The following is a 12,750-nucleotide window of genomic DNA, read 5'->3' as shown; positions in this document are numbered from 1 at the left end:
GGAGGCGGCCCATCCAGGGCGGGGGTGAGGAGGTGGGCGTGGCGAGGACGACGCCGATGCCGTTCTCGTGCATGAGGTCCATCAGCCGGTCCAGCCAGCCGAACTCCCTTGCCCCGGGCCGCGGTTCGAGCTTCGCCCAGGAGAAAACGCCGAGGGTGACGGAGTTGACGCCGGCGTCCTTCATGAGGCGTACGTCCTCGTGCCAGGTCTCCTCGGGCCACTGCTCGGGGTTGTAGTCGCCGCCGAAGAGGATGCGGCCGCGGGTGGCGTCGCCGAGCCCCGGTCGCTGGTGCGCGGGCATCAGACCGGGTCTCCGTACTGGATGCCGCGCCCGTTGGTGCCCAGGTAGACGCGGCCGTGGACGCGCGGATCACCGGTGATGACCTCGCCCGTCCATCCCCACTGGTGGGCGTCGTCGTTGATGCGTACCCAGGTTCTGGCCTCGTCGTCGGAGCGGTAGACGGCGGTGATCGTCTCCGTCTCCGTGGCACCGACCTGGTAGATCGCGGGGTAGTCGGCGCCCTTGGCGGCCTTGCCGAAGCCGAGGGTGTGCGAGGCCCGGCAGCCGGCCACCTTCTCGAAGCGCACGCCACCGTCCGTGGACCGGTACAACCCGTTCGTCTTCGTCGAAAGCCACAGGTCACCGCTGCGCCCGGGTGCCGCCACCAGCCTGAACTGGCTGTCCCCGGACGGCAGTCCACCCGCACGGGCCGTGAAGGAACGGCCACTGTCAGTGCTCGCGTATAGCGTTCCAGTGTCGGTGTCGTACGCGTAGAAGAGCGTCGGGTCGGCCGGGTCGGCGACCGGCGTGGCGCCCTTCGGAAAGGAGGAGACCTCGGACCAGGTCGCGCCGTTGTCGGTGGAGCGGTGGGCTGCGTACTTCGTGCCGTCCCAGTGCACGAAGGACCACAGCAGCGTGCTGCCGTCGGCGCTGGTGGCGATCGGCCCCGGTGCGCTCTTGGCGATGTCGGGCTGGGCCGCGAAGGGCGCCCAGGTCCGTCCGCCGTCGTTGGAGTGCGCACCGTTGCCGTTGTCGCCCCAGCCCGCCCGGACGACGTACGACGGCTTGGCCGCGGCCTGCGCGAGTCCCGTCGCCGACCCGAACACGGGGTTCGCCGCCATGCCGCGCGACGGAGACGCCGTGAGCCGCTCGTGGTACATCACGCCGATGTCCCCGAGCCCGCTCAGCAGGTGCGCCTCCCCGACCGGGGGCGAGATCAGCTGGCGCACGGCCGTCTCCTCCAGGCCGCGGATCTGCGGCGCCCAGCGCTTGAGGTCGCGGGTGCCATAGAGGGTCGCGCCGGTCCCGTACACGACGTGCTTCGAGTCGTACGGGTCCAGGGCGAGCGCCTGGATCCACCAGCCGAACTTCGGCTTGTCACCACCCCAGTTGAGGAAAGGAGTCTCGGATACGTCGAACACGGCAGCGTCCTTGAGGGACGTCCAGGTACGGCCGCCGTCGGTGGTCCGGAACAGCGTGTCGATGGCCGCCCAGCGGTTGTTGGTGGACACGACGACGGTGCCCGCGCGGCGGGCGTCGACGGCGACGCCGCCGTAACCGAAGGTGTCCGCCGATCCGTCTTCGGTGGTTCCGCCCGGCTTCACAGGCGTCACCTCGGTCCACTTGCCGGTCGCGGTGCGCAGCTTGTGCACGCTGCCGTCGGACTGGCCGTTGGGTCCGGGCGCGTCGGCGTACGTCACGTACAGCTCGCGGGTGTGCCGGTCGTACGCGGCGCGGATCGGGACCTTGGCCAAGGTGCCGGAGGGCTGTCCGGGGACGGCCTCCCACGTCGTGCCATCAGCGGTGCGGTACAGGTTCGCCGTGCCGGAGGTGCCGTCCCCGTCGCCCCAGCCGGCGTAGACGGTACGCCCTGCCGCGACGAGGAAGGTTACGCCCTGCCCGGAGGAGTTCGCCTTCGCCGGGAAGCCGGTCGCCGCTGCCCAAGTGGCGCCTCGATCGGTCGACTTGAGCAGCCCGTCGTGCCGGGTGCCCAGCCACAGGGTGTCGCTGTCACGCGGATCGACGAGGAGTCGCTCCCCCGTACCCCGCCCGTCCTCGTTGGCGCCGAGCTTCGCCGTGAGGTCGGTACGGGTCCAGGTGGCGCCGCGGTCCTCGGAGCGCAGGACGGCGCCGTTACCGGCCCACGCCTGGGCATACGTGCCGAGCGCCAGGTACAGCCGGTTCGGGTGCGCGGGGTCGACGGCCATCGCCTCCACACCGAGGAGATTCCAGTCGTCCCAGCCGAGGTGGTCGGTGAGCGGGGTCCAGCGGGCGGCCCGGTCGTCCCACCGGTAGGCACCACCGATGTCGGTACGGGCGTAGGCGAGCCCGCGTACGGACGGGTGGAACAGCACGCCGGTGATGAACCCGGTACCGCCGATGACGACGTTGCGCCAGCGGTAGCGGGTCGCGCCGGCCGGCGATGGGGCGGGGGCTGCCTGTGCCAGCGGGCCGACGGCGGAGAGCGCGGCGGCAGCGGCGGTCCCGGCGAGAACGGCGCGTCTGCTCGGGCGGGGCGTGCGCATGACATACCTCGTTCTGCGAGAAGGGGGACGGTGCCCCGTAACGAGTGGGGGGATGGCGCCCCTTCAGGGGCGCGGGGAACTGCGCGACCAGCCACGAACGGCCCGCAGTTCACCACGGACTCGGCAGCCCCGGGCTCGCCCCGCGGATCGGCGCGGCGGGTTCAGGAGCCGGAGGAAAGCGGGCTGACCGGAGTCAGCCTTTGACCGCCCCGGTCAGCATGCCCTTCTTGAAGTGCCGCTGGACAAACGGCGAAAGCACGGCGACCGGAATGAGGGCCAGCACCATCACGGCCATCTGAATCGCCAGAGCGGACAGCTCACCCGTGTTGACCTGGGCGGAGAGCCCCACCGGCCGTTCCTGCTTCTGCACCAGCTGGATCATGACGTTCTGCAACGGCATCATGTCCTGGTCGGTCAGATAGATCGACGCGTTGAACCAGGCACTCCAGTAGCCCACCGCGTAGAAGAGGGCGATCACCGCGAGCACCGCCCGCGACAGCGGCATCACGATCTTCCACAGGATGCGCCAGTCGCCGGCACCGTCGATCCGGGCGCTGTCGATCAGTTCCTGGGAGATGCCCATGAAGAACGCCCGCAGGACCAGGATGTTGAAGACGCTCACCGCGCTGGGGAGGATCAGCGCCAGGTAGGTGTCGGTCAGTCCGAGCCCCTGCACCAGCAGATACGTCGGGATCAGGCCCGCGCCGAAGAACATGGTCGCCAGCAGCGTCATCAGGATCCCGCGGTGGGCGAGCGAGCCGCTGCGCGAGAGGCCGTACGCGCACAGCACCGACACGGCCATGCTGAACAGCGTGCCGACCAGGGTCACTCCGACGCTGACCAGCGCGGCGCGCTGAACCTGGCCGCCACTGAGGAGTTCCTGGTAGGCGACGAAGGTGATGCTCTTGGGGATCACCACCAGACCGCCGGTCTCGTCGATGGTCTTCTTCGTCTGGAGGCTGGTGACGATGACGATCCACAGCGGGAAGAGGATCGCCAGGCAGGCGAGGCTCAGGACGAGACCCTTGCCCGCCACTCCGGCCTTGGACGGCTCCTCCTCCCACACGGGGCGGGGCGGTGCCGCCCAGAGGCTCGGCTTCTTCGCCACCGGCTTCTCGTCGGCCGGCTTGTCGAGGACAGCGCTCACTTCTTGTACACCCCCTGCTCACCCATGAGATGGGCGACCTTGTTGGCGGTCAGCACCAGTGCCAGGCCGACGAAGCCCTTGATGAGGCCCGCGGCGGCGGCATAGCTGAAGTCCTGGTTGCGGATGCCGTTCCACCACACATAGGTGTCGAGCACATCGGAGGCGGCGACGCCCACCGCCTGCCGTTGGAGCAGCAGTTGCTCGAAGCCGACGGTGAGGGCGTCGCCGACGCGCAGCACCAGAAGCAGAGCGATCACGGGGCGCAGGGCGGGCAGCGTGATGTGCCACATGCGCCGCCAGCGGCTGGCGCCGTCCATGGCGGCGGCCTCGTACAGGTCGTTGGAGACGGACGACAGCGCGGCGAGGAAGACGATGATGCCCCAGCCCGCGTCCTTCCAGACCATCTCGAGCGTGACCAGGTACTTGAAGGTCTCCGGGTTGGTCATCAGGTCGAAGCCCTCGTAGCCGTGCTGGCGGAGGGTCTGCGCGATGATGCCCGCGCCGCCGAAGATCTGCATGAAGACGGTGACGACGAGCACCCAGGAGAAGAAGTGCGGCAGGTACATGATCGCCTGCGCGAGCGCCCGGACCCGGGGCCTGACCACGCTGTTGATGAGGAGCGCGAGCAGGATCGGGATCGGGAAGAACAGGATCAGTTGCAGGAAGAACAGTACGAACGTGTTCTGCACCGCATGCCAGAAGGCCGAGTCCGCGAAGATCCGCTCGAACTGCTCGAAGCCGATCCAGGGGCTCTGGAAGATGGCGACGAAGCCGTTCTCGCTGAGGTACGGGTCGTAGTCCTGGAAGGCGACCACGTTGCCGAGGATCGGTACGTAGTTGAAGACCAGGAGCAGCAGCACCGCCGGCAAGGTCATCAGGATCAGCGTGCGGTCGCGCTTGAACCGGAGCCGGACACTCAGCTTCCCGCGGCGCTTGTCCTCCCGCGACCGGGACCGGGACCGAAAACGAGACCGGGAGCGGCGTCCGGCGCCGTCCGACGTCGCCGGATCCTCCGCGGGGGTCTTGGCCTCGGCCCTGGACCGGGGCACCGTGCTGTGGGACACGGCCTTCTCCTCGCCTCAGCCCCGGATCAGCTCGCCGACCCGTTGTCGTCGAGCAGCTTCTTGTACCAGTCGCGCAGGTCGTCGCCGCCCTTCTTCTTCCAGTCGGACACGGCCTGCTGCACGTCGCTGATCTTCTTGCGGCCGCGCACCACGTCGTCCTCGAGTTGTTCGAAGTCGTCGGCGAGGTTGGACCAGCGGTTGGGCTCGGTGACGGTCAGCCCGAAGAAGGAGGACTTCTTGGTGAAAGCGCCCATGCGCTGCTGCCACTCGACGATGCCCTTGGTGACCTCGGGGAAGTCGGGGTAGGCGACGTACGGGGCGGGGTTGCCGGTGTAGTCGTAGGCGCCGTTGACCTCGTTGACGCCCTGCGTCGTCTTGACCGGCAGGCCGTCCTTCATGTCGTAGTCCGTGCCCTCGACGCCGTAGGCGGTGAGCATGAACTCCTTGGTGCCGTAGGGCGCCGCGCAGAAGTTGCAGAGGGCCAGGAAGTCCTTGATCTGCGCCTCGGTCGCCTTCTTGCTGACGAAGGTGAAGATGTTGGCGGGCTGGCCCGCCCACAGCGTCGGGTCGCCGCCGTCCGGGCCGAAGAAGTCGAACGCGCCCATCTCGAAGTCCGAGTTCTGGGTGGCCTGTTCGGCGGTCTTGCCCCACCAGTCGGAGATGTTGTTGTTGTAGACCAGCACCTCGCCGGCGGTGAAGCGGTTGCCCGAGTTGCCGCCGTCCTTGCCGCTGACCGCGTCCGGGTGGACCACCTTGGCCGCGTAGAGCTTGCGCGTCCACTCCAGGGCTTCGAGGTACTCCTCGGTCTCGACGCGGTTGATCAGCTTGCCGCCGTCCATGTTCCACCACAGCGCCTTGTCGCTGCCCGACAGGCATCCGAAGATGTGGAACGCCGACCACTTCATGTCGTCGCAGGCCCACAGCTTCGACTTGGCGTCGGTCGCTTCCTTGGCCCAGGACAGGAATTCGTCCGGGCTCGTGGGGACGCTGTAGCCCTTCTCCTTGAACAGATCCTTGCGGTACATGGGCGCGATGTCCGTGACGTTCGGGGCGGGGAACGGGATCGCCCGCAGCTGGCCGCCGAAGATGCCGCGCTGCCAGGCCTCGGTGGGGACAGCCGCGAGGTTCGGGTAGTCCTTGACCTTGTCGCCCGACAGGTACGGGCCGAGGTCCGCGAACTTGGCGTTGATGGCGCTGGGTATCCGGCCCATCAGGTTCCAGCCGGGCACGGTGACCACGTCGGGGATGTTGCTGCCGGCCAGGACCGCGCCGAGCTTCTGGTCGTAGGTGACGCCGTCCTGGTTCTGCCAGGTGACCTCGACACCGATGGCCTCGTTCATGGCCTTGTAGTACGGGTTGCCGGTCTTCGGCGGGGTGCCGTAGAACGGCGACAAGATCGTGAGTTTGCCGCCGCTGCCCATCTTCTTGGCCACCGACGTCTTCAGTTCGGCCGCGGGGATCGCCTTGGTGAAACCGGCCGCCGAGCCGTTCTTCGCCGGGATGTCGGGCGCCACCACAGTCGACGCCACATACGCCGGAAGCAGCTTCGCGGCGTCCTTCCCGGACGTGGTGCCCTCCTTGCGGCCCTCCTGCGAGCCGCCGCAGGCGGACAGCAGCGGCATGCCTCCGGCCACCGCGGCGGCGGCGACCGCCGTGGAGGCGAGGAAGCTTCTCCGACTGGGAGCGGAGGCGTTCGGCGTCATTGCGTCAACCCTTCATGGCGCACAGCAGGACACCCGGCGGTGTGGCCGTCGGCTGCGGTGTCTTGAGTGGAACTGGCTGAGCTGAAGCGGACCTCGGAGGAAGGTGCGGAGGAAGGTGCGCACAGAGCGGCACGTTCGACCGAGTCGAAGCGCTTCGATGTTGCTGCGAGGTTAAGTGAACACCTGAGGGTGCACAAGAGTCGTTTCCAACATTCCTCCGGGATGCGAAGGACTGGACCTGTCTCATATGTGGCACGAAATGCCGGTGAGGATACGGAGATGTTGCCTCGGGACGTCTTGACACCCGCCGCCGGTCGAATGAGCATCGAAGCGCTTCGAAAGCTCTCCACCGCTCCTCCACAAAGGACTCCCCGCGTGACCGCACAAACGCCGTCTTTCCGCGACTCGCAGCTGCCGTTCGCGAAGCGCGTCGACGATCTCCTGTCGCGGCTGACCGTGGCCGAACGCATCGCACTGCTGCACCAGTTCGCGCCGGCGGTGGAGCGGCTCGGCGTCGCCGCGTTCCGCACCGGCCAGGAGGCACTGCACGGCGTGGCCTGGATGGGCCCGGCGACCGTGTTCCCGCAGGCGGTGGGCCTCGGCGCGAGCTGGAACGAGGATCTCGTACGCCGTGTGGGCGAGGCGGTCTCCACCGAGGTCCGCGCGATGCGCGCCCACGACGACCGAGTGGGCCTCAACGTCTGGGCGCCCACGGTCAACCTCCTGCGCCACCCCCTCTGGGGCCGCAACGAGGAGGGCTACTCCGAGGACCCCAGGCTGACCTCGGCGATCGCCACGGCGTACACCCGCGGCCTGCGGGGCAACCACCCGGCGTACTGGCGCACGGCCCCCGTCCTCAAGCACTGGCTCGCGCACAACAACGAGACGGGCAGGGACATCACGTCCTCGTCCGTCCGCCCCCGCGTCCTGCACGAGTACGACCTGCGCGCCTTCCGCGAGACGGTCGAGGCGGGCGCGGTGGCCGGCGTGATGCCCGCGTACAACCTGGTCAACGGCCGCCCCAACCACGTCTCGCCGTATCTGCGCGAGCACCTGCGCACCTGGACGGACCAAGACCTCCTGGTCTGCTCGGACGCGGGCGCGCCCTCCAACCTGGTGGACTCCGAGCACTACTTCGACACGCACGAGGAGGCGACGGCCGCCGCGCTGCGCGCCGGTGTGGACAGCTTCACGGACCACGGCACGGACAGCTCGAAGATCATCGAACGCGTCCGGGGCGCCCTTGACCAGGGCCTGCTGACCGAGGCGGACATCGACGCGGCGGTCCGCCGCCAGCTCGCGATCCGCTTCCGCCTCGGCGAGTTCGACCCGCATCTGGACCCGTACGCGGACACGAAACACTTCGACACCCCGGCCCACCGAGCCCTCGCGCAGGAAGCCGCGGAACAGGCGATCGTCCTCCTCAAGAACGACGGCCTGCTGCCCCTGACCGGCAGCCCGCGCATCGCCGTGGTCGGCCTCCTCGCCGACGAGTGCAAACTCGACTGGTACAGCGGCACGCTCATCCACCGCTCCACACCTCTGGAGGGCCTGTACGAGCGCTTCGGCGCCGAGCGCGTCGACTTCGCCGAGGGCGTGGACCGCGTACGCCTGAAGACCTCGGCCGGTACGTATCTCAGCGTCCTGCCCGCCGACGACACGACGGACGAGGCCCGGGGCGCGGAGGGCGCGCTGGACCCGGCCCTCCTCGCGGGCCGTACGGACCTGCCCCCGCTCACCACCGACACCACCGGCACGGATCTCGCGCTGATCGACTGGGGCGAGGGCATCCTCACGCTCCGCGCCCCCGACGGCCGCTACCTCTCGGTCGCCGAGGACGGTTACGTACGCGCGTCGGCGGACCAGCCCGGCGGCTGGGTAGTCCAGGAGACATTCCGCCTGGAACCCCATGCTTCCCACGCGAACGGCCACCTCCTGAAGCACGTAGGAACGGGTCGGTACGTCTCTGTCGCCGCCGACGGAGCGAAGGTTGCCGCGGACGATCCGCGGGACGCGGAGGTCTTCGAGGTGATCGTCACGGAGCGCGGCGAGGACGCGGTGACCCGGGCCGCCGCCACCGCGGACGTGGTCCTCGTGGTCGCGGGCAACGACCCGCACATCAACGGCCGCGAGACCGAGGACCGCACCACGCTCCGCCTCCCCGGCCACCAGGAACGCCTGCTGCGCGCCGCCCGCGCCACGAACCCGAACACAGCCCTGATCCTCGTCTCCGCGTACCCGTACGCGGTGGACCACGCGGACCTCCCGACCGTCCTCTGGACGGCCCATGGCGGCCAGGCGGCCGGCACCGCCCTGGCCCGCGTCCTGGCGGGCGACGTCTCCCCGGCCGGCCGCCTCCCTCAGACCTGGTACGCCTCCGACGCGGACCTCCCCGATCTCCTCGACTACGACGTGATCGGCAGCCGCCAGACGTACCTCTATTTCGAGGGCACCCCGCTCTTCCCGTTCGGCCACGGCCTGTCGTACGCGTCCTTCACCTACGAAAATCTCCAGGTCGAGCCGGGCGAAGACGGCTTGAAGGTCTCCTTCACCGTCACCAACACCGGCGAAGTGCCCGCCGACGAGGTCGCCCAGCTCTACACACGCGCGGCAACCCCCTCGGTCCCACACCCCCGCCGCGAACTGGCGGCCCACCGCCGGGTCCACCTCGCCCCCGGCGCATCGGCCGAGCTCTCCTTCGAACTACCGCTCGCCACCTTCGAGTTCTGGGACGTGGCACACGGCCGATGGTGCCTGGAGCCGGGAACGTACGACGTACTCGTGGGCGCATCCAGCGAGGACATCCGCCTGCGCAAGCCGATCGACCTCGAAGGCACCCCCACGACCCCGCGCCCGGTCCTCGAACACGGCCTGAACGCGGCCGACTTCGACGAACAGAGCAACGCCGAGATCGTCGACCGTACGAAGTCGTCGGGCGACGCGGTGACACCCGTGGACGGCGGCGAGGCGGAACTGCTCTACCGCGCCTGCGACTTCGGCCCCGGCACGACAACCGTCACCGTCGAGGCGGCAGGCGAAGGCACGGTCGAACTGACCCTGCCAGGCGGCCGGGTACTCGCCGACTTCGAGATCCCACCGACTCCCGGCCCGTACACCTACACCACCATCACGACCCCAGCAGCCCGCGCCACCGAGGTCCACGACCTGCACATCAGACTGCGCGGCCGTGTACGGCTCGCGCGCGTCGGTCTCTCCGGTTGAGGGGCCGGACCTGACCGACGCACATAGAAGGGGCCCGGCACCGGAAGGCATCGGCGCCGGGCCCCTTCATCCCGGGATACGACCCGAGCCTACATGAAAACGATTGTCACAAGCTAGAGGCTGAGCCCGGTCAGCACCATGACCCGCTCGTAGGTGTAGTCCTCCATCGCGAACTTCACGCCCTCACGCCCGACTCCGGACTGCTTCACCCCGCCGTACGGCATCTGGTCGGCGCGATACGAGGGAACGTCCCCGATGATCACGCCACCCACCTCGAGCGCCCGGTGCGCACGGAAGGCGGTCTGCAGGTCATGCGTGAACACCCCTGCCTGGAGGCCGTACTTGGAGTCGTTGACGGCGGCGAAGGCGGCGGCCTCCCCCTCCACCTTCTGCAGGGAGAGAACGGGCCCGAAGACCTCCTCGCACGACAGCGTGACGTCGCCCGGCACATCAGCGAGAACGGTCGGAGCGTACGAGGCCCCGTCCCGCTTGCCACCGGTCAGCACACGAGCCCCCGCCTCGGCGGCCTCATCCACCCACGTCTCCACCCGCCTCGCGGCATCCTCACTCACCAACGGCCCGACATCGGTCGCGTCATCGGACGGATCCCCGGTCACCTGGGCCTCGACGGCGGCGACGATACGAGGCACCAGCCGCTCGTACACAGACGCATCAGCGATCACCCGCTGCACCGAGATGCACGACTGCCCGCCCTGGTAGTTGGAGAACGTGGCGATACGCGTCGCGGCCCAGTCCAAGTCCTCATCACTGGAGAAGTCGGCCAGCACCACGGCCGCGCCGTTCCCGCCCAGCTCCAGGGTGCAGTGCTTGCGCGGCACCGAGTCCATGATCGAGAACCCGACCTTCTCCGACCCGGTGAACGAGATGACCGGCAGTCGCTCGTCCTGCACCAGAGCAGGCATCCGGTCGTTCGACACCGGCAGGATGCTCCACGCCCCGGCCGGCAACTCACTCTCGGCCAGCAGCTCACCGATCATCAAGCCCGACAACGGTGTAGCGGGAGCGGGCTTCAAAATGATCGGCACCCCGGCCGCAATCGCCGGGGCGATCTTGTGGGCGCACAGGTTCAGCGGAAAGTTGAACGGCGCGATCCCCAGCACGACACCCTTGGGGAAGCGACGAGTGAAGGCAAGGCGCCCCTGTCCCCCAAGATCAGTGTCAAGTCGCTGAGCCTCTCCCCCGTTGAACCGCCGGGCCTCCTCGGCCGCGAACCGGAACACCGACACGGCCCGCCCGACCTCGCCTCGGGCCCACTTGACCGGCTTTCCGTTCTCAGCGGAGATCAGCCGAGCGATCTCCTCGGTCCGCTCGACGAGCCGGCGCGACACGTGATCGAGGGCGGCGGCACGCACATGGGCCGGCGTGGCGGCGAACTCGTCCCGCACGGCGTACGCGGCGGCGACGGCCTCCTCCACCTGCTCGTCACTCGGCACGCTCGCCGTCCCGACGACACGGCCGTCCCAAGGAGACGTGACCTGGATCGTGGCCTCACCGATGGCCCGGCGGCCGGCGAGCCAGAAGGCATGCGTGGAAGTCATAGGGTTTCCGGCCCTTCCGTTGACGTGGCGTTACCACCCCCACGGTAGGCCTGCCGGCCGGGACGGTCGCTTGTCCACCTCGTCCCACTCTCCCTTGCTGATGCTCCGCTTCGGCAGATGACGCCTTCGGGGGTGGTGGGTTCGGTTCTCGGGCGACTGCGGGTCCGTCGTGGCTGGTCGCGCAGTTCCCCGCGCCCCTGAAAAGCAAAAGCCTGCGGCTCACCGGCCCGAAGAAAGCACGCACCCCGGGAAAGCCCGCACCCCCAACTACCCGCTCCCTCCCACCGGCGGGAGGGGTCGTGGGCCGGTGCGTCGTACGCCCGTCGCGTAGGTTTTGTCTCGGAGAACCAGGGCCTTGTACCAGGCCAGGGCCGTATGCCCACCCTGCGACGGGCTGACGCACCGGCCCACGGCCCCGCACCCCCCACTCACCCAGGGGCGCGGGGAACTGCGCGACCAGCCACAACGAACCCGCAGCCAAGAAGGGGGATCATGGAACTGTCCACGTCGTCGCCGGCCTTCCAGCCGGTCCTCCACCGCATCGCCGCCGAGATCGAGAACACACCGGAACGTGGCCGCCCCGCCGACTACATCCCGGCGCTCGCCGCATGCGACCCGCGTCGGTTCGGCATGGCCGTCGCGGAGTTGGACGGCACGGTGTACGGCGTGGGGGACTGGCGGCAGCCGTTCTCCGCCCAGTCCCTCACCAAGGTGTTCACCCTCGCGCTCGCCCTGGCCAACGGCGGAGACACCCTGTGGGAGCACGTCGGCAGGGAGCCCTCCGGCAACCCCTTCAACTCGCTGGTGCAGCTGGAGTACGAGAACGGCATCCCGCGCAACCCCTTCATCAACGCGGGCGCCCTCGTCGTCACCGACCACCTCCACACCCAGACAGGCGACGCGGTCGGCACCCTCCTCGACTTCCTGCGCGCGGAGAGCGGCAACGCGCACCTCGCCGTCAACAAGGACGTCGCCGCATCCGAGTCCGCCCACGGCGACCGCAACGCCGCGCTCGGCCATTTCATGGCGTCGTACGGAAACATCGGCAACCCGGTCCCGGTCCTCCTCGACCGGTACTTCCACCAGTGCTCCATCGAGGCGTCCTGCGCCGACCTCGCCCTCGCCACCGGCTTCCTCGCCCGCCACGGCATACGAGCCGACGGCACCCGACTGCTGACCCTCAGTCAGGCCAAACAGGTCAACGCGGTCATGCTCACCTGCGGCACCTATGACGCCGCCGGTGAGTTCGCGTACCGGGTCGGCCTGCCCGGCAAGAGCGGCGTCGGCGGCGGCATCATCGCCGTCGTCCCCGGCCGCTGCACCTTGTGCGTGTGGAGCCCGGGACTGGACGAGAGGGGCAACTCCGTGGCGGGCGTCGCGGCCCTGGAGCGTTTCACGACGCTGACGGGACTGTCCGTGTTCTGAGGGTGGTTCTGAGGCGGTGGCTCTGAGGCGGCTGGCTCTGAGGCGGTGGTTCTGAGTCGGTGGTTCTCAGGCGGTTTTGAGGGGTTGGTCGCCGTTCGGTCAGA

General features: G+C 69.1%; 8 protein-coding genes. 2 read left to right on the top strand and 6 right to left on the bottom strand.

Going from position 1 to position 12,750, the window contains the following annotated elements:
• The 5 genes from G5C60_RS18210 to G5C60_RS18190 form a co-directional block, all read right to left on the bottom strand.
• Positions 1-301 (bottom strand): beta-galactosidase (locus tag G5C60_RS18210; RefSeq protein WP_206439670.1); only part of this gene is annotated, 301 nt, incomplete at its 3' end.
• A complete protein-coding gene (locus G5C60_RS18205) occupies positions 301-2,526 on the bottom strand; it encodes a WD40/YVTN/BNR-like repeat-containing protein (protein ID WP_165260492.1) in 2,226 nt (741 codons plus the stop codon). The genes G5C60_RS18210 and G5C60_RS18205, both read right to left, overlap by 1 nt.
• Before the next feature lie 193 nt (positions 2,527-2,719).
• The gene (locus G5C60_RS18200) at positions 2,720-3,673 is read right to left on the bottom strand and encodes an ABC transporter permease subunit (RefSeq protein ID WP_165260490.1); all 954 of its coding nucleotides are present in this window, start codon (positions 3,671-3,673) and stop codon (positions 2,720-2,722) included.
• Positions 3,670-4,737: an ABC transporter permease subunit gene (locus tag G5C60_RS18195; RefSeq protein WP_165260488.1), complete on the bottom strand. Its 1,068-nt coding sequence runs from the start codon at positions 4,735-4,737 to the stop codon at positions 3,670-3,672. The genes G5C60_RS18200 and G5C60_RS18195 overlap by 4 nt, the downstream gene beginning before the upstream one ends.
• Before the next feature lie 26 nt (positions 4,738-4,763).
• Positions 4,764-6,440, bottom strand: coding sequence for an extracellular solute-binding protein (locus tag G5C60_RS18190; RefSeq protein WP_165260486.1), 1,677 nt, complete (start codon positions 6,438-6,440; stop codon positions 4,764-4,766).
• A 375-nt stretch (positions 6,441-6,815) separates the two neighbouring features.
• On the opposite strand from G5C60_RS18190, the gene G5C60_RS18185 reads away from it, so the two are divergent.
• Positions 6,816-9,662 (top strand): glycoside hydrolase family 3 C-terminal domain-containing protein, encoded by a 2,847-nt coding sequence (locus tag G5C60_RS18185; RefSeq protein ID WP_165260484.1) that lies wholly within the window; start codon positions 6,816-6,818, stop codon positions 9,660-9,662.
• A gap of 113 nt (positions 9,663-9,775) precedes the next feature.
• Here the strand turns inward: G5C60_RS18185 and G5C60_RS18180 are convergent, their stop codons facing one another.
• A complete protein-coding gene (locus G5C60_RS18180) occupies positions 9,776-11,221 on the bottom strand; it encodes an aldehyde dehydrogenase family protein (protein ID WP_165260482.1) in 1,446 nt (481 codons plus the stop codon).
• A gap of 492 nt (positions 11,222-11,713) precedes the next feature.
• Between G5C60_RS18180 and G5C60_RS18175 the strand changes: the two genes are divergently transcribed.
• Positions 11,714-12,646, top strand: a complete 933-nt coding sequence (locus G5C60_RS18175; protein WP_165260480.1) for a glutaminase — start codon at positions 11,714-11,716, stop codon at positions 12,644-12,646.
• Positions 12,647-12,750 lie beyond the last annotated feature (104 nt).

It is taken from the genome of Streptomyces scabichelini (assembly GCF_011045015.1).
GTDB lineage: Bacteria > Actinomycetota > Actinomycetes > Streptomycetales > Streptomycetaceae > Streptomyces > Streptomyces scabichelini.
The sequence above is the reverse complement of the archived record's forward strand: the minus strand, read 5'-3'. Positions and strand labels throughout refer to the sequence as shown.